The sequence below is a fragment of the Massilia sp. Masssp94 genome, assembly GCF_059491305.1.
The window spans coordinates 2,984,954-3,007,609 of record NZ_CP168501.1; the positions used below are offsets into that span (position 1 = coordinate 2,984,954).

A 22,656-nucleotide genomic window follows, 5' to 3' on the forward strand; every position below is an offset into this window, starting at 1 on the left:
CGTTTCGTACGCTCGTGCGTTGTAATGCAGGAGACGCAATCCGTCGCGTCTACCAACAAGAATACGAGTTTATTCCCGCCCTGGAGACATCATGCCGAACCGCGTCGCGCAAACCGCCGTCCTCCTTGCTTTCTCCACCCTGACGGCGCTCGCCGTGGCGGCCGATCCGCCGGCGCGCGTGGGCCGCGTCGCGCTGGCCCAGGGCCAGGTCACCATCGGCAGCGACGTCGGCGCGGAAATGATGGCCGCGCAGGTCAACTGGCCCGTCACGTCGGGCAACACGATCAGCACGGCGGCCGGCAGCCGCACGGAGCTGCGCGTCGGTTCGACGTCGATCCGCCTGGACGGCGATTCGTCGCTGGAAGTGCTGCAGATGGACGACAACGGCCTGCGCCTGCGCCTGCACTACGGCAGCGCCAGCGTGCGGGTGCTGAATGCGGACGTGCTGGCCGGCTTCGAACTCGAGACCCCGCAGGCGCGCGTGCGCCTGCAGCAGCCCGGCCGCATGCGCGTGGACGCGGAGCGCGTGCGCGACACCAGCTTCGTCACCGTGTTCGACGGCACGGCGCTCGTCGAGGACGGCGATTCGCAGCTGACCCTGCGCGCCGGCCGCCGCGCCGAGGTGGGCGATGCCGACGTCCGCACCATGGCCGCCGTGCGCGACGATTTCGACGAATGGGCCCTCGTGCGCGACCGCTACGAGGACAATGCTGCGTCGTCCCGCTACGTGACGACCGAGATGACGGGCTACGAAGACCTCGACCGCTACGGCAGCTGGCGCGAGGATCCCGAATACGGCCCGCTGTGGACCCCGACCGTGGCCTCCACCTGGGTGCCGTACCGCGACGGCAGCTGGACCTGGCTCGATCCGTGGGGCTGGACCTGGGTCGACAACGCGCCGTGGGGCTATGCGCCGTTCCACTACGGCCGCTGGGTGCACGTGCACAATCGCTGGGCCTGGGCACCGGGCCGCCGTCACGAGCACCTGGTCTGGGCACCGGCGCTCGTCGGCTGGGTCGGCGGCGCCGGCTGGAACCTCACGTTCCGCGACCGCAACCGGCCGCTGCCGGCCGCCGGCTGGTATCCGCTGACGCCGCACGACCGCTACGTGCCCACGTGGCGCGCGCCGGACCACCACCTGCGCTGGCTGAACGAACACGTGCGCGACAACCCGCGCCGCCCGCGCGACTACCGCCCGCAAGGCCTCACGGTCCTCCCGCAGGACCGCTTCGGCCGGCCGGGCCGGGTGAACGTCCCGCGCACGCCCATCACGACCGTGCCGCCCGTGCTGGTGCATAACGTCCCGGCCGGCGCGCCGCCGGCCGCCCCGGTGATGCCGAACCGGCCGAACCGCCCGGATCGTCCGGATCGTCCCAATCGTCCCGATCGTCCGGATCGCGACGGGGACGGCATCCGCGGCCCGGTCGCCATCGGCCGCATGGAGGGCCGCCACGCGGACCCGGGCCGCGAGCGCCGCATCGAGACGGCACGCGCCGGGCGCGACGGTTTTATCGCCCAGCGCCCGCAAGGCCAGGTCATCACGGCGCCGCCGGTCAATTCGGCACCAGCACAGGGTTTGCCCGTCACGAGTCCGACGCCACACTTGCCGCCGCAACCGCTGAGCACCGTGACGAGCCCGACGCCGCACATGCCGCCGCAACCGCTGTCGACGTCCAGCCCGACGATCCAGCAGCCGCAGGCGATGCCGCCGGCGGGCGTCCCCCCCGCCTGGCAGCGCGACCGCATCGACCGCGAGCGCGATCGGATGGAGCGTGACGCGCGCCGTGACGAACGCCGCGACCAACTGGAAGAATGGCGCCGCAGCCGCCAGCCGGTGCAGCAGGCCCAGCCGCAGCCCCAGCCGCAGCCGCAGCCACGCATCGAGCGTCCGGCCCCGCCGCCTGTGCAGATGGCGCCGCGTCCGGCACCCGCCGCCGCGCCTACCCCTGCGCCGGCCCCGCCGCCCGTGCAGATGGCCCCACGTCAGGCCCCACCGCCCGTGCAGATGGCCCCACGTCCGGCACCCGTCGCGGCACCGGCCCCGGCGCCCGCGCCGGCCAGGTCCGAGGAACGGCGCCACGTCGACCAGCGCGGTCGGGACCAGAAAGAGCGTTGATCCGGGCGGAAATGGGGCGGTTTGGCTACAATGCTGTTTTACAAAAGGAGTGGCCATGGACCCGAAAGATTCCCTCATCGAATACCCGAGCGATTTCCCGATCAAGGTCATGGGCCCGACGCACGACGAGTTCGCCAACACGATCGTCGAAGTGGTCACCATCCACGATCCGACTTTCCATGCCGGCAAGATGGAAGTGCGGCCGTCGGCCAAGGGCGCCTACACGGGCCTGACCGTGATCGTGCGCGCCACCAGCCGCGAAATGCTCGACAACCTGTACCGCGAACTGTCGTCGCACCCGATGGTCAAGATCGTTCTATAAACTGGGTTCAGGACGCCAGCCATCAGGCTGGCTTATAATGACGGGGTATCCCTTCACAGACCCTATCCATGCAAGCGAACCAGCCGGCTATCCGTGAGCTTGGCCGCGCCGACTACGAACCCGTTTTTGCCGCGATGCGCGCCTTCACGGATGCGCGCACGCCCGACACGCCCGACGAGTTGTGGATCGTCGAGCATCCGCCCGTGTTCACGCTCGGGCTGGGCGCCGACCGCGGCCACCTGCTGAGCGTCACGGCCCACGACGTCCCCGTCGTGCAGACCGACCGCGGCGGCGAAGTCACGTACCACGGCCCCGGCCAGGTCGTGATCTACCTGCTGATGGACCTGCGCCGCAACAAGCCCGGCGGCAAATTGTATGCGCGCCAATTTGTCCACAAGATCGAGCAGGCCGTGATCGATGTGCTGGCGGCGTATAATCTTGCCGGTGAACGCGTCGAAGGCGCGCCCGGCATCTATATCGCCGACGGTCCGCGCAAGGGCGCCAAGATCGCCGCGCTGGGCCTGAAGGTGCGCGGCAACGGCTGCACCTACCACGGCGTCTCGCTGAACGTGGCGATGGACCTGGCGCCGTTCACCTGGATCAACCCGTGCGGCTATTCCGGCCTGGCCACGGTGGACATGAAAACGATGGGCGTCGACGCGCCGCTGGCCGACGTACAGCAAGCCCTCGCCGCCGCGCTGATCGACCATCTGTCCACGGCACCCTCTTCAACCGCAGCGGTCGCGCAGGCCGCAACCAACTGACTACGCACATGACTTCTCCAATCGACACCGGCACCGCAGCAGCAGAATCCGCAGCAAATGCGTATAACGCGAGCGAAAAGCAGAAAGGCGCGAGCAAGACGTCGCGCATCCCGATCAAGATCGTGCCGCTCGAACAACACGAGCGCCTCAAGAAGCCGGACTGGATCCGCGTAAAAGCCGCGAGCCCGTCGTCGCGCTTCTACGAGATCAAGGACATCCTGCGCGCCAACAACCTCGTCACCGTGTGCGAGGAAGCGAGCTGCCCGAACATCGGCGAATGCTTCGGCAAGGGCACCGCGACCTTCATGATCATGGGCGACAAGTGCACGCGCCGCTGCCCGTTCTGCGACGTCGGCCACGGCCGTCCGGACCCGCTCGACGTCAACGAGCCGGGGAATCTCGCCAAGACCATCGCCGACCTGCGCCTGTCGTACGTCGTGATCACGTCGGTCGACCGCGACGACCTGCGTGACGGCGGCGCCGGCCACTTCGTCGAGTGCATCCAGAAGACGCGCGCGCTGTCGCCGAACACGAAGATCGAAGTGCTCGTGCCGGACTTCCGCGGCCGCCTGGAAAAAGCGCTGAACATCTTCGCCGACGGCCTGCCGGACGTGATGAACCACAACCTGGAAACCGTGCCGCGCCTGTACAAGGAAGCGCGTCCGGGCGCCGACTACCAGCATTCGCTGGTGCTGCTGCGCGACTTCAAGAAAATGTACCCGAACGCCGTCACGAAATCCGGCCTGATGGTCGGCCTGGGCGAGACCGACGAGGAAATCCTGGAAGTCATGGGCGACATGCGCGCGCACGACATCGACATGCTGACCATCGGCCAGTACCTGGCCCCGTCGAACTCGCACCTGCCGGTGCGCCGCTACGTGCACCCCGACACTTTTAAAATGTTCGAAGAGAAGGCGTACGAGATGGGCTTCGTGCACGCGGCCGTCGGCGCGATGGTGCGCTCGTCGTATCACGCGGACCAGCAGGCGCACGAAGCGGGCGTCGCAGCGTAAGTAACGTCAACAATTCGGATACATCACGCGTGGGCGGAGGGCCGCCCACCCTACGGGAACGATACGTAGGGTGGGCGGCCTCCGCCCACCTTGTTTGTCACCTGCCGCACGGTGCGCCCGCTGCGCCCGCGCTATATTGAAAACATGAGCGAACACCAACCCCGTCTCCCCTCCGACGCCGACAACACCCAGGACGACGACGCGTTCCTCGAACGCGAGCTCGGGCTGCACGCTCGCGGCGTCGAACTGGTCCGCATGGAAGGCCGCGTCTTCCTGCGCTTCGCCGGCGCCGTGCGCGTGGACGGTCTGCACGTCGAGTACCGCCTCGTGCCGTCGCGCGGCGTGCTGGCCAAGCCCAGCAAATGGCGCAAGATGGATCTGCTCGCGCGGCGCGAGCTCGTCGAGGAGCGGGCCACACGCGACGCCGTCGACGACCTGAACCAGGAGGTCGAAGAATTCGTGCGCGAAATTGCCGACCAGGCCGACGAGTTCGGCTTCGACCCGATGCTGTTCCTGCACGTACTGGAAGAGCTGGAGACGTCCGAGCCGGCCGAGTTCGTGTTCGACCGCATCCGCCAGCGCCTGCTGCACGCCGGCGAGCGCGAGCAGGAAGAGCGCCACGCCGCGCGCACCAAGGAAAGCATCAACCTCGCCGAGTACCCAGCGTCGTTCGACGTGGCCAGCAAGATGGCGCGCCGCTTCATCGCGCTGCTGGGCCCGACCAACTCCGGCAAGACGCACCGCGCGATGGAGCACCTGGCGCAAGCCGACAGCGGCGTCTACCTCGCGCCGCTGCGTCTGCTGGCGCTGGAAAACTACGAGCGCCTGCAGAACGCCGTCGGTCCCGATGGCGAACCCATCAAGGTCAGCCTGATCACGGGCGAGGAACGCCGCCTGGCCGAAGGCGCGACGCACATCGCCAGCACCGTCGAGATGCTGGACACGAAGACGCCCGTGCAGGTCGCCGTCATCGACGAGATCCAGATGCTGGCCGACCGCGACCGCGGCGCCGCGTGGACGGCCGCCGTATGCGGCGCGCCGGCGTCGACTGTGTACCTCGTCGGCGCGCCGGAAGCGCGGCGCGCGATCGAGGCGCTGGCCGAGCGCCTGGAGTGTCCGCTCGAAGTCCACGTGCTGAAACGCAAGGCACCGCTGTCGATGGAACCCGGCGCCGTGCGCAAGCTGAGGAACCTGAAGCGGGGCGACGCCGTCATCGCGTTCTCGCGGCGCGAGGTGCTGATGTGGCGCGACATGATCACGGAGATGGGCCTGTCCGTCGCGACCGTCTACGGCAATTTATCTCCGGAAGTCCGGCGCGCGCAGGCCGAGCGGTTCCGCGAAGGGCAGGCCGACATCGTCGTCGGCACGGACGCCCTCGCGATGGGCTTGAACATGCCGATCCAGCGCATCGTGATGACGACGGCCGTCAAGTACAACGGCGTCGAGGAAGAAGAAATCTCGGCCGCGCTCGCCAAGCAGATCGCCGGCCGCGCGGGCCGCTACGGCGTGCACGAGGAAGGTTTCGTGGCCGGCTACGACGACGACACGCACGAGGTCATGCGCTCGTTGATGAAGGAAAAGGTCCCGCCCGTGCCGGCCAGCGGTTTCGCGGTCGCCCCGTCGCTGGAGCAACTGCACCGCATCTCGTCGGTGACGGGCGAGACGTCGCTGGTGAAATTGCTGAAACGCTTCGTGCACAACATTGACGTGCCCGACGGCTTTTTCTATCCGCGCATCACGGAAGAACAGAACGAGCGCGCGGAATGGCTCGATACGCTGGACTTGAGCGTGGCGGAGAAATTCACGATGTCGCTCGTGCCCATTTCGACCAGGGTGCCGACCCTGGAAAGCGCGTGGTCGCACTGGGCGCAATCGCTCGCGAAACGGAAAGTCTGCAAGCTCCAGCCCCATCCGCAGGAATTGTTTTGGCAAAACCTGCAGGAAGTCGAGGACACGTGCCGCATGTACTCGGCCTATGCCTGGCTCGGCTACCGCATGCCGGAATTCTTCCCCAGCATCGAGGAAGCGCAGACCTTGGCGCGCGAAGCGTCCGAGCGCGTCGATGCGCTGTTGCAGCAGCAGAATGCGGCGACGCGCAAGCGGCAGGCCAAAAAGGAACGGGGGCGCTGGTAAGCAGCCGCTTCACGGCAGCTGCCGGGCCCGCCCGACGGCTTCCAGCCACTCTTCCCACACGGCTGGATCGCTCGTCCGGCCGTCTTCATCCAGCCGGTAGCCGGCCAGCAGGTCGGCCAGGTCGCTCGATTCCGTCAGGTCGACTTCGCGTTCGAGAAAGGCGAGCATGGCGCGGTAGGCCTGCTCGACCGTCAAGGGTTGATTGCTCGCATCCATGCTCGTCTCCGTGTCGATGACGCCAGCTTACGCCGATGTGCGCCGGTCGGGGCGACTCTTCACTTCGACCCGGTGCACGCCCGGGATGGCGCGCAGGCGGTCGAGCAACGCGTTGAATTCCGACTCGGACAGGCGCGAGAACGCGATGAGGACGTCATCGAGGTTTCCCGTTTCCTCGCTCTGCTGGACGATGAACGTGCCGATGCGGTTCGTGACCGGACCGAGTTCCTTTTCCAGCACGTGCAGCGTGAGCCGGCCCCGCTCGGCCGACAGCACCAGTTCGCGTTTTTGCCTGGACGAGAAATAGCGTTGTTCCAGCGGTTTCATCGCGGCCAGGATGAACAGGATGATGGCCGTGCCTGCCACCGCCGCCACGTACAGGCCGCCGCCCACCGCCAGGCCGACGGCCGCCACCGACCACAGGCTGGCCGCCGTCGTCAGGCCGCGCACGACGTCGCCGCGCAGCAGGATCGATCCCGCACCCAGGAAGCCGATGCCGGACACCACCTGGGCCGCCACGCGCGACGGGTCGAGTGAAATATGCTCGTGGTTCAATACGTCGTTGAAGCCATAGGCCGAAACGATCATGATCAGGCAGGAACTGACGCAGACCAGCATGTGGGTCCGCAACCCCGCCGCCCAGGACAGGCGCTCGCGCTCGAACCCGATGGCCCCGCCCAGCAGGGCCGCAAGGCACAGGCGCGCGACGAGTTCGGCTTCCGGCAGCATGATGGATGTGTTGATGAGCTCCAAAAAGCCATCTTAGCACCGGGCCCGGCTGGCCGGCGCACACTGTCACGGCAGGCAGTGCGCGGCAATGCCCGGACCGCCGGGACCGGCGTTTGCGATGTCGGCGGGCGGGTAGCCATTGCCCAGTGCCAGCGTCTGTCCGCCTTCGTAGCGCAGGCGTAACTGGTCGCCGGAATAGTCGGGCAGCGCGCGCGGCACGTAGACGGCGAAGCGGTAATGCAGCTGGGCGTAATAGCCGTGCCGGAAGACCTGGCTCGAAGGCCCGCGCTGGAGTTCGGCCGCGATCGCATCCGCGAGGGCGTCGGTGTCGAAGCGGCTGTTGATGTCGGCCGTGTCTTCCAGCCGCAGCGTGTATGGCCGCAGTGGCCCGTAGCGCTGGTCGCCGTATTGCACGCGCAGGCGGTCGGCGTCGAAATAAAAACTCGGAATGTTGGTGCCCGTGGCGTCCAGGTCGCACAGCAGGAACACGGCCCAGAATCCGTGCGAATCCAGCGGCAGCACGAACTGGACGGGCGCGCGGTTCGGCAGCGCGACGGGCACGGTGAAATCGATCCGGTGGACGTTGGCGACGTGCTGGTAATGCAACACGACGGTGTTGCGCAGGCCGGTGTCCACGCTGCTGCAGCCTGCTGCCGTCAGCAGGCCCGCAACGAGCACGTACTCGATCAGCTTGCGCATCGCCTTCTCCTTTGCCGGCATCAAGCTTGGGCCGAACAGGACCTCGGCGTTTGCGGGAAGTCAGCGGTGCGCGGGGAACGTCAGGCGTAGTGACGTATGCAGTTTGTTGGCGTTACGCGTGGGCGGGGGCCGCCCATCCTACGATTTCAACGATTTTTGTAGCAGCGCATGTAAGGATGCAAAATCCGGCTCGCCCAGGTAGCGCTTGAGGATCTTGCCATCCTTGCCGATGACGAAGGTGGTCGGCGTCATGTTGACGTCACCAAACTGCTTGGCCAGGTCGCCGCCGGAATCGAGGGCCACCTTGAACGGCAGCTTGCGCGTCTCGGCGTAGTTCAAGACATAGTTCGGCGGATCGTAGCTCATCGCCACGGCGACGAATTCCAGGCCGTCCTGCTTGAACTTGTTGTACGTCTCGACCATCTGCGGCATTTCTTTCACGCAGGTGGCGCACGACGTTGCCCAGAAATTGACCATGACGACCTTGCCGCGCAAGTCCTGCGAGCTGATCTTCTGGCCGGCGATGGTGATGAACGTGACGTCGGGCGCCTGCTGCTGCTGGCTGAACGTGGCGTAACCGATGCCGGCGATCGCCAGCACGGCCGCGCCGATGGCGGCCGGCTTGATCCATGTGCGTTGTGAGGTGGTCATGGTCTCATCCCCATCATCCGGTGTGTTACGACGTGCCCCGCGGCTCGGGTTGCTGCTGTTGCGGTGGCGACATCGAGCGCAGGTCTTCTTCGCTGATGTACTCGAACATTTTAACCACGCGCATGACGCCCGACACGCCCTGGGCAACATCGGCGGCGATATTGCCTTCGCGCTGGGTCACGAGACCCATCAGGTACACGGTGCCGCCTTCCGTCACGACCTGGAACGAGGTGGCCGACACGGTCTTCTTGTCCGCGAGGCTGAGCTTGACCTTGCTGGTGATGAGGGCATCGCTGGCGCGCGACGTGTAGCTGGACGGGCCGGCGATCTGCAGTTCGTTGATGACGTTATCGACATTGGTGATGCCGCGCACTTCGTTCTCGACCGCACGCTTCATCGCCTCGTCCTTCACCTCGCCGGTCAGCAGCACCTTGCGGTTGTAGCTGTTGATGTTGACGTGGCCGGCATCGCCGACGATGTTGCCCATCCGGGCAGCGGCTTTCAGTTCGATGCCCTTGTCCTCGGTCTGCGCGCCCAGCGTGCGGCGGTCGGCCGTCGCGACGGCACCGCCGACGGCGCCGGCAGCCACGACCGCGACGCAGCCTTGCAGGGACGACAACAGGGCCACGCACAGCACGGCCTTCGACAGGGGACGCAGCACGGCGTCGGCGTTAATTTGCATCTTCTTCTCCGAACAGGGCGACGTCGAGACCGTCGCAGATACTGTGGATCGCGACCAGGTGCACTTCCTGGATGCGGGCGGTGCGGGAATGCGGCACGTTGATGTGGACGTCGGCGTCGGTCAGCATTTGCGCGATCTTGCCGCCGTCCTTGCCGGTCAGGGCGACGACGCGCATCTCGCGTTCCAGCGCGGCCTCGACGGCGGCCAGCACGTTGCCCGAATTGCCCGACGTGGAAATCGCCAGCAGGATGTCGCCGGCCTGGCCGAACGCCTGTACCTGCTTGCTGAAGATTTCGTTGAAACTGTAGTCGTTGCCGACGGCCGTGATGATCGACGTATCGGTGGTGAGCGCGATCGCCGGCAGCGGGAAGCGCTCGCGCTCGAAGCGGCCGACCAGTTCGGCGGCGAAGTGCTGCGAGTCGCCGGCCGAGCCGCCGTTGCCGCAAGAGAGGATCTTGTTGCCGTTGGAAAGCGCATTGAACATCAGCTCAATCGCTTGAGAAATCGGTTGTGCAAGGAGATTCGCCGACTTCATCTTGAGTTCGGCGCTTTCCTGGAAGTGGGCGAGGATGCGTTGAGTATTCATGGTCAAAGATTATAGTGCAGTGGCAATGCCCGGCGATCAAGGCCAGCAAAAAATGCTTACACTTCAACGGCGTTCCTTATCCATTCGACATGGTTGCCATCGATGGCGACGACGTCGATGCGGCAGGGCGGCAGGCGATTGAAGCGTTGTAGATAAAACTGGGCGGCGCGGATGATGCGGCGGATTTTCGCCGGACTGATGCTTTCCGCCGCGCTGACCGGGGCCCCGGCCGCGCGCTGGCGCACTTCGACGAACACGAGCGTGGCACCGTCGCGCAGGATCAGGTCGATTTCTCCCGGCTTGCACTGGAAATTCGCTTCCACCAGCACGAGGCCGTGGCGTTCGAGATGGGCCAGGGCCACGTTTTCCCACGCGCGTCCCTGTTCCTGCTTGCGCGACAGCCGGGTCGGCCACATGTCAGCGGCCCTTGACGGGTTCGAATGCGCCGCCGCCGACGACGACGGCAGCCTCGACCCGCTGCAGCTGCAATTGCCCGCCGGGGCCGGCGACCGCGTCGAGCCGGCCCGTGACGCCATCGATGTTGAACGGCGCGCCATCCCGCAGTGCCAGTTCGCGCGCGACGCGGAAGGCGTCGATGCCGAGGGCATATAAGCGGTCCATGTCGAGCGGCTGTTCCGTATCCAGCGGGCGCGGGTAGACCATCACGGCCGGGTGGTCGGGCAGCACGATCCACGGCAGGTCGAGGAGGCGTACGCCGTCGAGGCCCGGCGCATCCGGCACCGTCGACCGCCCCGGATTCGCCGGGCCGCCGCCATAGCAGGGGATCGCGGCGGCCAGCGCGCGCACGGGGCGCAGCGCTGCGCTGTCGAGTGCGGCGAACAGCAGGTCGGGCGGGTCGATCTCCAGTTTCTGCTTCAGTTCCCCGATGGCCGCCTTGCCCCCTTCGCCGGACGGCACCGCGAAGCGCTGGTTCGTGTGGCCCAGCTGGACCCAGCGCGCCTCGAACGCGCCGGCCGCCCGCTGCGCCCAGGCTGCGCCGCCCGTGAGGATCAGCGCGCGGCCGTGCGGATGCTCGCGCGCGGCCCATTCCGCCACCTGGCGCGCCTCGTCCTCGATCGACAGCCCCGCCACGAGCATCCCGCGCGGCACACTCGCCCGGCCTTCCGGCACGCTCAGCACGACGGTCGGCCGCGTGACGGCATCGCTGTCGGCCAGTGCCGCCACGGCGGAACGCGCGAGCGGACCGACGATGATGTCGCTGGCCACCGCCGCGCGCGCGTACGCGTCGAGCACGTCGCGCGGCGCATCGCCTGTCGAGACGACCTCGGCCTTGAAGCCGGTGCCGTCCCGTTCCATGCTCGCCATGAAGCCGGCGCGAACCGCCTCGGCGGCCGTTGCCAGCGTGCTGGATCGCATCGGCAGCAGCAGGGCGATGCGGATGGGCGGGCTTGATGCCGGCGGCGGCGGCGCCGGTTCGTTCGGTGGCGGCCGGGCAGGACGCGGCTGGATGGCGGGATCCAGCATCGCGAGAAGGGGCGCGTGCGCACTTGTGTTAGTGTCCACGGACGCGCACAATCGCTGCGGCCCGGCACATGGCGTGCCGGCAAGGGCGTGGCCACCGACACTCATCATGATGAGCAGCCAGGCCAGCCGGGCGCACAGTGCCTCGAGAATCTTCATCCGTATCCCCAACATGACAGAAACCCAGTCCAGCCAGATCGCCCAACTGCCCGTCATGGGCGAGGCCGCCCAGCAGTCCTATCCTACCGCAACGCTTTACGTGGTGGCCACACCGATCGGCAACGTCACCGACATCACGCTGCGCGCGCTGCACGTGCTGCTGCTGGCCGACGTCGTCGCCTGCGAGGACACGCGCAAGACCGGCGCATTGCTCACGCGCTTCGGCCTGAACAAGCAGATGATCGCGGCGCACCAGCACAACGAACGCGAGGTCGCCGAGAAAATCGCCACGCGCCTGCGCGCGGGCGAGCGCGTGGCGCTCGTGTCGGATGCGGGCACGCCGGCCGTGTCCGACCCGGGCGCGCGCATCGTCGACGCGGTGCGCGACGCCGGCCTGCACGTCGTCCCGGTGCCCGGCTCGTCGGCGGCCATCGCGGCGCTGTCGGCGAGTGGCCTCGTGAACGACCGCTTCTATTTTGTCGGCTTCCTGCCCGCGAAGACGAAGCAGCGCGAATCGGAACTGGCCACGCTCAAGGCCGTGCCGGCGACGCTCGTGTTCTATGAGGCACCGCATCGCATCACGGACTGTGTGGAATCTCTCGTCGCCGCATTCGAGCCGACGCGCCAGGTGGTCTTTGCGCGCGAGCTCACCAAGCTGTTCGAGGAAATCCACCGCTGCCCGCTGAGCGAGGCACTCGCGTGGGTGAAGGCCGACGCCAACCGCGAGCGCGGCGAATTCGTCGTGCTGGTCGAAGGTGCGCGGACGGAGGACGATGAAGGCGACGTCGAGGCGGAGCGCGTGCTGCGCATCCTGCTGGAAGAGTGTTCGGTGAAACAGGCGGCCGCGCTGGCGGCGCAGATTACCGGGAAAAAGAAGAACGCCTTGTACGAGCGGGCGTTGCAGATCAAGGGCGGCGAGTAAGCGTACTTACCACTTGCACCCGCTGTCCTTCTTGTCCATCGCCAGGAAGATCGGCGCCAGCAAGCCCCCGGGCACGCCATCCTTGCAATCCGGCCGCTTGGCCTGCTTGATCGCCCGCTCGAACTTGCTTTCCGTTTGCAGCGCCGGTTTCGGCAGGCGTTCGAGCGCCGTGCCCACCTTGTCCGGATCGGGTTCGTTGGCCAGCTTCGTGGCCATGCCGCGCGCCAGGCTGCGCGCCGCGTCGACGTCGAAATGCCGCGTCGTCGTCGCGGGTTCCGGTGGCGGCGCGGGCGTGTCCGGTGCCGGTTTCACGGCATAGGTTTCCTCGGTCGACTGGCGTTTTTCCACCGGCACGGCGATCACAGGGCGGGTTTTCCTTGCGGGCGGCTGCGCGCGCGGGATCGGTTTCGGCGGCTCCTCGGCCGGTTTCACTTGCACGGGCGGTGGCGCGGCTTGCAGGCGGATCGTGAGCCGTTCCGGCGGCGCGGCGGGCAAGGTCGTGGCAGGCTGGCGATAGAACGCGAGCAGCAGCGCGTGCGCGAGCACCGACAGTGCAATGCCGGCCGCGACGCGGTTGACCTGCTTGCGGTCGGGGAGGGCGCCGTCGATGTTGTCGATTGCAAACGTCACGTCTTCACCTGTACGGAAAACCACGAATTCACGGGCTTTCCTTGACCTGGACAGTACCCGGACGGTATGATGGCTGTCTTCGGAGTGTAGCGCAGCCCGGTAGCGCATCTGGTTTGGGACCAGAGGGTCCAAGGTTCGAATCCTTGTACTCCGACCAGTATAGCAAGAGGCCGACGAGAGATCGTCGGCCTTTTTCATTTGTTACAACGTTCTCTTCGCCAACAATGCATTGCCGGCCCGGCTCGCGCCCTTGCGGCCGAGATGCTGCGAAATGAACGCGCCCGCCTCCACGACGACATCGAGGGCTATGCCCGTCTCGATCCCCAGTCCGTTCAGCATGTAGACCACATCCTCGGTCGCCACGTTGCCCGTCGCGCCCTTCGCATACGGGCAGCCGCCCAGGCCCGACACGGACGAGTGGAAGATCGTGACGCCCAGTTCCAGGCTGGCGTAGATGTTGGCGAGCGCCTGGCCGTAGGTGTCGTGGAAGTGGCCGGAGATGCGGTCGAGCGCGAAGGCGCGCGCCGCCGTCTCCATCACGGCCTGCGTCTTGCGCGGGGTCGAGACGCCGATCGTGTCGGCGATGTCGATCTCGTCGCAGCCCAGGTCGCGCATGCGGCCGACGACGTCCGCGACCGCATCCAGCGGCACTTCTCCCTGGTACGGGCAGCCGAACGCGCAGCTGATGCTGCCGCGCAGGCGCAGGCCGTTGTCCTTCGCCGCCTTCGCCACGGGCTCGAAGCGCGCGATGGATTCCGCGATCGAGCAGTTGATGTTCCGCTGCGAGAACGCTTCCGACGCGGAACCGAAGATCACGACTTCATCGGCCTGCGCCGCCAGCGCGGCCTCGAAGCCCTGCATGTTCGGCGTCAGCGCGGAATACAGCGTGCCGGGGCGGCGCGCGATGCCGGCCATGACCTCGGCACTCGTCGCCATCTGCGGCACCCACTTGGGCGAGACGAACGACGCCGCCTCGATATTGGCGAAGCCGGCGCGTGACAGGCGGTCGACCAGTTCGATCTTGACTGCGGCGGACACCGCTTCCTTTTCGTTCTGCAGCCCGTCGCGCGGGCCGACTTCGACGATCTTGACGTGCTTCGGCAGTTGGTTGTGCATGGTGGTTTCCTAATAGCCGCGGGCGCGGTCGACGATGTCGTCGATGGCCTCGCCCCGTTCCAGCTTGCCGATCTTGGCGGCGATCTGGCGTACGGCTTCTTCGCGCAGGGTGAGCGCGGAGATGTGCGGCGTGATGGTGATGCGCGGTTCGTTCCAGAACGGATGCGGGGCCGGCAGCGGTTCGTTGCGGAACACGTCCAGCGTGGCGCCCGCGATGTGGCCGGCGCGGATCAGCGCCAGCAGGTCCGGCTCGGCCAGCAGCGCGCCGCGCGCCACGTTGATCACGTAGGCGCCTTCGGGCAGTTGCGACAGGTGCGCGCGGTCGAGCAGGTTCGTCGTCTCGGGGGTGAGCGGCAGCATGCAGACGAGGACCTGCGTGCCGGACAGGAAGTCGCCCAGTTCGTCCATGCCGGCAAAACATGGCACGCCCGGCACGTCCTTCGGCGACCGGCTCCAGCCGCGCACGGGAAAGCCGAGCTGGCGCAAGGTGCGCAGCACGGGCATCCCGAGCTTGCCGAGGCCCAGTACGCCGACCGTGAAGTCGGCCTTGCGGCGGCGCGTTTCCAGCGGGTTCCAGATGCCCTGGCGCGCCTGCTGTTCGTAGTCGTCGAAGCGGCGGAAGTAGCGCAACGTTGCATACGCGACGTACTCCGCCATCTGCTCGGCCATGCCCGCATCGCCGAGGCGGACGATGGGGACGTGCGGCAGCGCGTCGCCGAACTTCAGCAGCGCGTCCACGCCGGCGCCCATCAGGAAGATCGCCTTGACGTGGGCCAACTGGTCGAGCAGCTGCGGCGTCGGCGCCCACACGACGGCGTAGTCGCAAGGCGGTTGCGACGCCAGCGACATGTTCTCGCGCCACACGACGGTCTCCGCGTGTGGCAATGCATCGGCAAAATCACGGGCCCACGGTTCGATGACGCCGTCGCCCCGGTACAGCAATATCCGCATCATTTGTCTCCTGATAATTGTTATGGATTGCGTGTGCTGTCTCGTTGGTTTTTATATGCTGCGGTTCTGCAACGTAATGGTGGGCGGAGGCCGCCCAACCTACGATTCGCCGTGCCCACCGGATTACGCCGCGGCTTTGAACGCCAATAATGGTGCCCCATCCGCGACCTGGTCGCCGACCTGGTACAACACTTCCTCGACCAGGCCGTCGCTCGGTGCGGCAATCGTGTGTTCCATCTTCATTGCTTCCATGATCACGAGCGGCTCGCCCTTCTTGACGAGCTGTCCGCTGGACGCGATCACGGCCACCACCTTGCCCGGCATCGGCGCCGTGAGGCGGCCGTCCGCCGTCTCGTGCTCGCCGGCATGCGCGAGTGGATCGTGCCAATCCAGCACGTGGTGCAGGCCGCCCGTGAACACGTGCAGCGTTTCGCCGTCGCGCCGCACCGTGCCCTGGATGGCCTGGCCGTCCAGGCGGATCGCGTAGCGGCTGTCATGCTGCGAAACAAGCGCCAGCGGATGGGCCTTGCCGTCCGCTTCGAGCGTCCAGCCATGTGCATGATAGGCCATGTCGATGGCATAGACCTTGGCCTGGGTCGTGGCCGCGTACTCGTCGCTGAATGCCAGCCGGCGGCGATACGTGCCGTTCATGCGCCAGCCGTAGGTGCTGGTCCACGGGTCGGTCGCGTTGCTGTTCGTCGATGTTTCCGCCGCGACGAGGGCCACGGCCGCCAGTGCCAGCGCGGACAACGGCGCCGGTCCCGCTGGCGGGAACAGCGTCGCCGTGTTTCGCTCGATCAGGCCCGTGTCCAGGTCGGCATGCGCAAAGGCATCGCCTTCGACGAGGCGTTTCAGGAAGGCGATATTGGTCGCGAGGCCGACGATGTGGAATTCGGACAGCGCCTGCGCCATGCGCGCCAGCGCCTGCGCGCGGTCCGCGCCCCACACGATCAGCTTCGCGATCATCGGATCGTAGAACGGAGAAATCGCGTCGCCCGCGCGCACGCCGGAATCGATGCGCACGTCGCCCAGTTCGAACGCGACGTGGCTTGGGGTGTCCATGCAGAGGAGTGTCCCGGTCGAGGGCAGGAAGCCCTTTTCCGGATTTTCCGCGTACACGCGCGCCTCGATCGCGTGGCCGTGGATCGCGAGTTCATGCTGCTGCTTCGGCAGCGGCTGGCCGGCGGCCACGCGCAGCTGCCATTCGACGAGGTCCGTCCCCGTGATCATCTCGGTGACGGGGTGCTCGACCTGCAGGCGCGTGTTCATCTCCATGAAGTAGAACGAGCCGTCCTGGTTGGCGATGAATTCGACGGTGCCCGCGCCCACATAGCCCACGGCACGTGCCGCCGCGACGGCTGCTTCGCCCATCGCGGCGCGGCGCTCGGGCGGCATGCCAGGCGCCGGCGCTTCTTCCAGCACCTTCTGGTGACGCCGCTGCACGGAGCAGTCGCGCTCGTGCAGATAGACGCAGTTGCCGTGCGTGTCCGCGAACACCTGGATCTCGATGTGACGCGGGCGCGTAAGGTATTTTTCGACGAGCACCTTGTCGTCGCCGAACGACGAAATGGCTTCGCGCTTGCACGACGCGAGCGCGGCCTGGAAATCCTCCGACCGTTCCACGACGCGCATGCCCTTGCCGCCGCCGCCCGCGCTGGCCTTCAGCAGCACCGGGTAGCCGATGCGGTTCGCTTCCGATTGCAGCAGTTCCGGGTCCTGCGCATCGCCGTGGTAGCCCGGCACGAGCGGCACGCCCGCGCCTTCCATCAACTGCTTGGCGGCGGATTTCGATCCCATCGCGCGCATCGACGATCCCGGCGGGCCGATGAACACGAGACCCGCGGCCGCGCAGGCTTCCGCGAATTCGGCGTTCTCGGACAGGAAGCCGTAGCCCGGGTGGATCGCCTGCGCGCCGGTGGCCAGCGCCGCGGCGATGATCTTGTCGCCGCGCAGATAACTGTCCCTGGCGGCGGCGGGGCCGAGCAGGATCGCTTCATCGCAGACCGCCACGTGTTTCGCGCCGGCGTCGGCTTCCGAATAGACGGCAACGGTCTTGATGCCGAGGCGGCGCGCGGTGGCGGCGACCCGGCAGGCGATTTCGCCACGGTTGGCGATGAGGATCTTAGTGAACATGGTGTCTCGTCTGTTTTAAGTTTTGTAAACGTTAGCTTTCAATCCGTCGTCCCCGTGAAAACGGGGACCCATGCTGAGCCACGGATCACGCGGCTTATGGATTCCCGCTTTTGCGGGAATGACGGGTTTTTTATTGCTGAACAGGTCGAACTTGGTTTTTGGCTTCAGCAGCCGCAGCTTTCCTTCTGCACCGACTCCAGCATCGCCGAGCGCGTTTTCAGGCCCAGCTTTTCCAGCAGCTTGCGGTCGTCGTCCGCTTCCGGATTGTCCGTGGTGAGCAGCTTGTCGCCGTAGAAGATCGAGTTGGCACCGGCCATGAAGCACATCGCCTGCACGGCTTCACCCAGCTCGCGGCGGCCGGCCGACAGACGCACGCGCGCCTTCGGCATCGTGATGCGCGCGACGGCGATCGTGCGCACGAATTCGATCGGGTCCAGCGGCGGCAGCCCGTGCATCGGCGTGCCTTCCACCTGCACCAGGTGGTTGATGGGCACCGATTCCGGATACGGGTTCATGTTGGCCAACTGCGCGATCAGGCCCGCGCGCTGGGCACGCGTCTCGCCCATGCCCACGATGCCGCCGCAGCAGATCTTCAAACCGGCAGTGCGTACGCGGCCCAGCGTGTCGAGGCGGTCGCAGTATTCGCGCGTGGAGATCACGTCGCCGTAGAAGTCCGGCGAGGTGTCGATGTTGTGGTTGTAGTAGTCCAGGCCCGCCTGCTTCAGTTGCTCGGCCTGGCCTTCTTCCAGCATGCCGAGGGTCGCGCAGGTTTCCATGCCCAGCGCTTTCACGCCGCGCACCATGGCTTCCACTTTCTCCATGTCGCGCTCTTTCGGGCTGCGCCACGCGGCGCCCATGCAGAAGCGGGTCGCGCCCTTGGCCTTCGCTTCACGCGCGGCGTCCAGCACGGTGTCGAGGTCGAGGATCTTCTTCGCCTCGACGCCGGTGTCGTAGCGCGCGGCCTGCGGGCAGTAGCCGCAGTCTTCCTCGCAGCCGCCGGTCTTGATCGACAGCAGGGTCGCGAGTTCGACGTCGCCGTCGGGGAAGTTGGCGCGGTGCGCCTGCTGCGCGCGGAACATCAGTTCCGGCAGCGGCAGTTCGAACAGCGCGAGCACGTCGGCGAGCGGCCAGGTGGCGTCTTTCGGCAGGGAGGCCGGCGTGACCGGCGGGTGGAGAGTAACGACTTGGGTCATTTCGGATTCCTTGTTTTGGTCAGGCTCGCTTGGCCGGCCATCCGGGCAGGCTCGCGAGTTCGAGGTAAGTGGAGGCCTTGGCGGCCGTCGGTTCGTCCAGGCGCGGCACGTGGCCGAGCAGCGGGGCGGGCAGGCGGCGTCCGAGCTCCGCGATGTTGTCAATCGCGAAGCGCATGTCCGGGTCCACCTGGTTGGCGACCCAGCCCGCGAGCACGAGGCCGCGCGCGACGATCGCCTCGGCCGTCAGTAAAGCATGATTGATGCAGCCCAGGCGCATGCCGACGACGAGAACGACGGGCAGCCCCAATTGTACGGCCAGATCGGCACTGTCGAAGTCTTCCGAGAACGGCACGCAGAAACCGCCCACGCCTTCGACGACGGTCGCGTCGGACGCGCCGAGGATTTCGGCATACGCCGTCAGGATGGGCACGGGTTCGATGGTCACGCCTTCCAGCGCGGCCGCGATGTGCGGGGCGCACGGTTCGCGCAGCATGTACGGCGTCGTGATCGACTGCGGCAGCTGCACGTTGCCGGCCGCGCGCAGCATGGCCGCGTCGTCGTTGTGCAGTTCGCCGTCGCGTTCCTCGGCACCGGCCGCGATGGGCTTCATGCCGCATGCGCGCACGCCATGGCGCACGAGTTTATGGAGGATGGCGCTGGAGATCAGCGTCTTGCCGATCTCCGTGTCGGTGCCCGTCACGAAGCAGGCGAAGCGCGTCGGCACGCCTTCCGCGGCCAGTGGCGCGGGGACGGCGATCGGCATCGCGGCCGGTTCGGCCATGCCGACGGATTGTTCGGGCTCGTTCAGACTCATGCCGAGGTCCTTTCCAGCTGGTTGAGCGCAGTAATCAACTGCGCGACGTCTTGTTCGGTATGCGCGGCGGACAAGGTCACGCGCAGGCGCGCCGTCCCCACCGCCACGGTCGGCGGACGGATCGCCGGCACCCACAGCCCCTGCTCGTGCAGGCGGGCCGCGGCGGCCATCGCCTCGTCGTTGGCGCCGATGATGATGGGCTGGATCGCCGTCGTCGAGACGGGGCGCTGCCAGCGCTCCAGGCGCAGGCCGGCGTCCAGTTGCGCGATGCGCGCACGGAGGCCGGCGCGGCGTTGTTCACCTTCATCGCCCTCGATGATATCCACACTCGCGAGCAGCGCGTGCGCGAGCGCGGGCGCGGCGGCCGTCGTGTAGATGTACGGGCGTGCGCGCTGGATCATCAGCTCGATCACGTCTTCGTGCGCGGCGATGAACGCGCCGCCGACGCCAGCCGCCTTGCCCAGCGTGCCGATGTAGACGAGGTGCGGCGAACGCAGGCCGAAATGCTCCAGCGCGCCGCGGCCGTTATCTCCCAGCACGCCGAAGCCGTGCGCATCGTCGACGACGAGCCACGCGCCGTGGCGCTCGCACAGCGCGAGCAGTTGCGGCAGCGGGGCGAGGTCGCCATCCATGCTGAACACGCTGTCCGTCACGACGATTTTAACGGGCGCTGCGCTCGCCGCCAGTTTCTCTCCCAGCACGGCCACGTCGCCGTGCGGGTACACGGTCACGCCCGCGCGCGCGAGGCGGGCGCCGTCGATCAGCGAGGCGTGGTTCAGCGCTTCCGAAAAAATCATCGCATCGGGCGTGCTGCCGAGCCCCGTCAGCACGGCGAGGTTCGCCATGTAGCCGGTGCAGAAGTACAGCGCGCGCGCGGATTCCAGATGCGGCGCTTCGAACGCGGCGAGTCGATCTTCCAGCAGCGCGTGCGCGCGGCTGTGGCCCGATACGAGGTGCGACGCGCCGCTGCCGGCGCCATACAGGCTCGCACCCTCGCGCAGCGCTTCCACGACGCGCGGGTGCGCGGCGAGGCCCAGGTAATCGTTGCTGCAGAACGCGAGCATGTCCCGGCCGTCGACGACCTGGCGCGGCGCGCAGGGCGTCTCCGCCGTACGCCGGTAGCGGGTCAGGCTGCGGCTTGCCAGCTCGTCCAGTTGGGCGCGGACGTCGTCGATCAGGTTCGTCATCATTCCGCGATCACTTCTTCGAACACCTTGCGCGTGCGCGCGGCGAGGCCGACGATTTCTTCTTCGTCCAGCACGTACGGCGGCATCAGGTACACGGTGCGGCCGATGGGACGCAATAAAAGCTCGTTTTCCACGGCGCTCGTGAAGAAGCGGCGCGCGAAGGTCGACGCGCGCTGCGTGTCCGGCTCGACCGCATCGAACGCGAGGATCATGCCGCGCTGGCGGAAGTTCGTCACGCGCTTGTGGTCCAGCAGCGGCGCCAGTTCCAGCATCAGGCGCGTGGCCGTCTCGCGGTTCTTGTTCAACACGTCGTCGTCCTGGAAGATCTGCAGCGTGGCCAGCGCGGCGCGGCAGGCCAGCGCATTGCCTGTGTACGAGTGCGAGTGCAGGAAGCCGCGCGTGATGTCCTCGCTGTAGAACGCCTCATAGACCTTGTCGGTGGTGAGGACGAGCGACAGCGGCAGGTAACCCCCGCTGATGCCCTTCGACAGGCACATGAAGTCCGGCCAGATCGCCGCCTGTTCGCACGCGAAGAACGTGCCGGTGCGGCCGCAGCCGACCGCGATCTCGTCGGCGATCAGGTGCACGTGGTATTTGTCGCACAGCTCGCGCAGGCGCTGCAAATACAGCGGGTCGTGCATCGCCATGCCGGTCGCGCACTGCACGAGCGGTTCGACGATGATGGCGGCGATGTGGTCGGCCCGTTCCGCGAACAGCGCCTCGACATCCTTCGCCGCACGCAGCGCGACGTCCTGCGCGGACTCGCCGTCGACGGCGTTGCGCGCATCGGGCGACGACACCGTCCGCGCGGCGCGCAGCAGCGGGCCGTACGCATCCTTGAACAGCGCGACGTCCGTCACGCCCAGCGCGCCGACGGTCTCGCCGTGGTAGGAGCCCTGCAGGCAGACGAATTCCTGCTTGTCCGCATAGCCCGCGTTGCGCCAGTAATGGAAGCTCATTTTCAGCGCGATCTCGACGGCCGATGCGCCATCGGATGCGTAGAACGCGTGACCCAGCTGCTGGCCCGTCAGTGCGGCCAGTTGTTCGGACAGCTCGATCACCGGTTCATGCGTAAAGCCTGCGAGCATCGCGTGTTCGAGCTTGTCCAGCTGGTCTTTCAACGCTGCGTTGATGCGCGGGTTGGCGTGGCCGAACAGGTTGACCCACCAGGAACTGATGCCGTCCAGGTAGCGCCGGCCTTCATGGTCGACCAGCCATGGCCCCTTGGCGTGGCTGACGGCGATCAGCGGCACCTCTTCGTGGTGCTGCATTTGCGTGCATGGATGCCAGACGCTGCGCAGGCTGCGCGCGATCCAGTCGGAGGAGGTGGTGGTGGGTTTCAATCTACGTCCTGTTTGGTCTAGCTAGTCCAGCCATGAAGGCCGGCGTTTTTCGAGAAATGAGGCGACGCCCTCGCGCCCTTCGAGCGACGCGCGGATGCCCGCGATGCGGTTCGCCGTGTCTTCCAGCAGCGCTTCCTTGACCGGTTCGCCCGCGATCTCGCGCACGAGCGTCTTCGCTTCGCGCACGGCATTCGGGCTGTTGTTGGCCAGTGCCTGCACGATGCCGGCGACCTTCGTGTCGAGGTCCGCGGCCGGGACGATCTCGTGCACGAAGCCGATGCGGTGGGCTTCCTTCGCGTCGAAGCGTTCGGCGGTGAGGAAGTAACGGCGTGCGGCCTGCTCGCCCATCGCCTTGATCACGTAGGGCGAGATCGTCGCCGGGATCAGTCCGAGTTTGACTTCGGACAGGCAGAAATTGGCCGTGTCGACGCTGATGGCGACATCGCACGCGGCCACGAGGCCCATGCCGCCGGCGTAGCAATCGCCCTGGACTTTCGCCACGACGGGCTTCGGGCAGACATAAATGGTGCGCAGCATGTCGGCGAGGCGCATGGCGTCGGCGCGGTTTTCGCTGTCCGAATAACCGGCCATTTTCTTCATCCAGTTCAGGTCCGCGCCGGCGCAGAACGCGGCGCCGGTCGCGCCCAGCACGATGGCGCGCACGAGCTCATGGCGTCCCAGCTCGTCGAAGGCGAGGGCCAGCTCCGCGATGCTTTGTTCGTTGAACGCGTTGCGCAGGTCGGGGCGGTTCAGCGTGACGTGGCCGATGCGGTCGGTAATGGTGACAGTGAGGGTCTGGTAGTCCATGTCTCGTC

Annotated in this window: 23 protein-coding genes and 1 tRNA gene; 7 read left to right on the forward strand and 17 right to left on the reverse strand. The window is 67.0% G+C overall.

The window, feature by feature from the left end; translation table 11 throughout:
• Positions 1-91: 91 nt before the first annotated feature.
• The 5 genes from ACEN9G_RS13250 (at position 92) to ACEN9G_RS13270 (ending at position 6,348) form a co-directional block, all read left to right on the forward strand.
• Positions 92-2,116, forward strand: coding sequence for a DUF6600 domain-containing protein (locus ACEN9G_RS13250; protein WP_495605545.1), 2,025 nt, complete (start codon positions 92-94; stop codon positions 2,114-2,116).
• A 55-nt stretch (positions 2,117-2,171) separates the two neighbouring features.
• A complete protein-coding gene (locus tag ACEN9G_RS13255; protein WP_056125976.1) occupies positions 2,172-2,438 on the forward strand; it encodes a DUF493 family protein in 267 nt (88 codons plus the stop codon).
• 68 nt (positions 2,439-2,506) lie between these two features.
• Positions 2,507-3,202 carry a lipoyl(octanoyl) transferase LipB gene (lipB, locus tag ACEN9G_RS13260; protein WP_413341350.1) on the forward strand — a complete coding sequence of 232 codons (696 nt, stop codon included), beginning with the start codon at positions 2,507-2,509 and terminating at the stop codon, positions 3,200-3,202.
• Positions 3,203-3,210: 8 nt separating this feature from the next.
• Positions 3,211-4,215, forward strand: a complete 1,005-nt coding sequence (gene lipA / locus ACEN9G_RS13265) for a lipoyl synthase (protein WP_413341352.1) — start codon at positions 3,211-3,213, stop codon at positions 4,213-4,215.
• Between the two features lie 144 nt (positions 4,216-4,359).
• Positions 4,360-6,348, forward strand: coding sequence for a helicase-related protein (locus tag ACEN9G_RS13270; RefSeq protein WP_413341353.1), 1,989 nt, complete (start codon positions 4,360-4,362; stop codon positions 6,346-6,348).
• A 9-nt stretch (positions 6,349-6,357) separates the two neighbouring features.
• On the opposite strand, the gene ACEN9G_RS13275 is transcribed toward ACEN9G_RS13270, so the two are convergent.
• From ACEN9G_RS13275 to ACEN9G_RS13310, 8 genes are all read right to left on the reverse strand, one after another.
• Positions 6,358-6,564 (reverse strand): hypothetical protein, encoded by a 207-nt coding sequence (locus tag ACEN9G_RS13275; protein WP_413341355.1) that lies wholly within the window; start codon positions 6,562-6,564, stop codon positions 6,358-6,360.
• Positions 6,565-6,591: 27 nt separating this feature from the next.
• Positions 6,592-7,293 (reverse strand): MgtC/SapB family protein, encoded by a 702-nt coding sequence (locus ACEN9G_RS13280; protein WP_413341357.1) that lies wholly within the window; start codon positions 7,291-7,293, stop codon positions 6,592-6,594.
• Positions 7,294-7,359: 66 nt separating this feature from the next.
• Positions 7,360-7,992 carry a hypothetical protein gene (locus ACEN9G_RS13285; RefSeq protein WP_413341359.1) on the reverse strand — a complete coding sequence of 211 codons (633 nt, stop codon included), beginning with the start codon at positions 7,990-7,992 and terminating at the stop codon, positions 7,360-7,362.
• A 138-nt stretch (positions 7,993-8,130) separates the two neighbouring features.
• Positions 8,131-8,643 carry a peroxiredoxin family protein gene (locus ACEN9G_RS13290; protein ID WP_413341360.1) on the reverse strand — a complete coding sequence of 171 codons (513 nt, stop codon included), beginning with the start codon at positions 8,641-8,643 and terminating at the stop codon, positions 8,131-8,133.
• Positions 8,644-8,668: 25 nt separating this feature from the next.
• On the reverse strand, positions 8,669-9,325 hold the full coding sequence (locus ACEN9G_RS13295) for a BON domain-containing protein (RefSeq protein WP_413341362.1): 657 nt from the start codon (positions 9,323-9,325) through the stop codon (positions 8,669-8,671).
• On the reverse strand, positions 9,315-9,911 hold the full coding sequence (locus ACEN9G_RS13300) for a phosphoheptose isomerase (RefSeq protein WP_056125992.1): 597 nt from the start codon (positions 9,909-9,911) through the stop codon (positions 9,315-9,317). Before ACEN9G_RS13300 ends, ACEN9G_RS13295 begins: the two co-directional genes overlap by 11 nt.
• Before the next feature lie 56 nt (positions 9,912-9,967).
• Positions 9,968-10,327, reverse strand: a complete 360-nt coding sequence (locus ACEN9G_RS13305; RefSeq protein WP_413341364.1) for a YraN family protein — start codon at positions 10,325-10,327, stop codon at positions 9,968-9,970.
• A 1-nt stretch (position 10,328) separates the two neighbouring features.
• Positions 10,329-11,552 (reverse strand): penicillin-binding protein activator, encoded by a 1,224-nt coding sequence (locus tag ACEN9G_RS13310; protein ID WP_413341366.1) that lies wholly within the window; start codon positions 11,550-11,552, stop codon positions 10,329-10,331.
• Between the two features lie 13 nt (positions 11,553-11,565).
• Here ACEN9G_RS13310 and rsmI point away from each other — a divergent pair, with 13 nt between their 5' ends.
• Positions 11,566-12,474: a 16S rRNA (cytidine(1402)-2'-O)-methyltransferase gene (rsmI, locus tag ACEN9G_RS13315; protein ID WP_483126702.1), complete on the forward strand. Its 909-nt coding sequence runs from the start codon at positions 11,566-11,568 to the stop codon at positions 12,472-12,474.
• Positions 12,475-12,480: 6 nt separating this feature from the next.
• Here rsmI and ACEN9G_RS13320 read toward each other — a convergent pair whose 3' ends face one another.
• Positions 12,481-13,104: a hypothetical protein gene (locus tag ACEN9G_RS13320; RefSeq protein WP_413338488.1), complete on the reverse strand. Its 624-nt coding sequence runs from the start codon at positions 13,102-13,104 to the stop codon at positions 12,481-12,483.
• 80 nt (positions 13,105-13,184) lie between these two features.
• Here ACEN9G_RS13320 and ACEN9G_RS13325 point away from each other — a divergent pair.
• Positions 13,185-13,261, forward strand: a tRNA-Pro gene (locus ACEN9G_RS13325).
• Between the two features lie 44 nt (positions 13,262-13,305).
• Here the strand turns inward: ACEN9G_RS13325 and ACEN9G_RS13330 are convergent.
• The 8 genes from ACEN9G_RS13330 to ACEN9G_RS13365 all read right to left on the reverse strand — a co-directional run bounded on the left by ACEN9G_RS13330 (position 13,306) and on the right by ACEN9G_RS13365 (position 22,648).
• Positions 13,306-14,220 carry a hydroxymethylglutaryl-CoA lyase gene (locus ACEN9G_RS13330; RefSeq protein WP_413338490.1) on the reverse strand — a complete coding sequence of 305 codons (915 nt, stop codon included), beginning with the start codon at positions 14,218-14,220 and terminating at the stop codon, positions 13,306-13,308.
• Between the two features lie 9 nt (positions 14,221-14,229).
• Complete coding sequence (locus tag ACEN9G_RS13335; protein WP_371763124.1) at positions 14,230-15,171, reverse strand: 2-hydroxyacid dehydrogenase; 942 nt, start codon at positions 15,169-15,171, stop codon at positions 14,230-14,232.
• 123 nt (positions 15,172-15,294) lie between these two features.
• Positions 15,295-17,304, reverse strand: a complete 2,010-nt coding sequence (locus ACEN9G_RS13340) for an acetyl/propionyl/methylcrotonyl-CoA carboxylase subunit alpha (RefSeq protein WP_413338492.1) — start codon at positions 17,302-17,304, stop codon at positions 15,295-15,297.
• 164 nt (positions 17,305-17,468) lie between these two features.
• Entirely contained in the window at positions 17,469-18,497 is a 1,029-nt protein-coding gene (bioB, locus tag ACEN9G_RS13345) for a biotin synthase BioB (RefSeq protein ID WP_413338494.1), read from the reverse strand.
• A gap of 19 nt (positions 18,498-18,516) precedes the next feature.
• Positions 18,517-19,311: a dethiobiotin synthase gene (bioD, locus tag ACEN9G_RS13350; protein ID WP_413338496.1), complete on the reverse strand. Its 795-nt coding sequence runs from the start codon at positions 19,309-19,311 to the stop codon at positions 18,517-18,519.
• Entirely contained in the window at positions 19,308-20,498 is a 1,191-nt protein-coding gene (bioF, locus tag ACEN9G_RS13355; RefSeq protein WP_413338498.1) for an 8-amino-7-oxononanoate synthase, read from the reverse strand. Before bioF ends, bioD begins: the two co-directional genes overlap by 4 nt.
• A complete protein-coding gene (bioA, locus tag ACEN9G_RS13360; protein WP_413338500.1) occupies positions 20,498-21,841 on the reverse strand; it encodes an adenosylmethionine--8-amino-7-oxononanoate transaminase in 1,344 nt (447 codons plus the stop codon). The genes bioF and bioA overlap by 1 nt, the downstream gene beginning before the upstream one ends.
• Positions 21,842-21,862: 21 nt before the next feature.
• Positions 21,863-22,648 (reverse strand): enoyl-CoA hydratase/isomerase family protein, encoded by a 786-nt coding sequence (locus tag ACEN9G_RS13365; RefSeq protein ID WP_413338502.1) that lies wholly within the window; start codon positions 22,646-22,648, stop codon positions 21,863-21,865.
• Between the last annotated feature and the right edge of the window lie 8 nt (positions 22,649-22,656).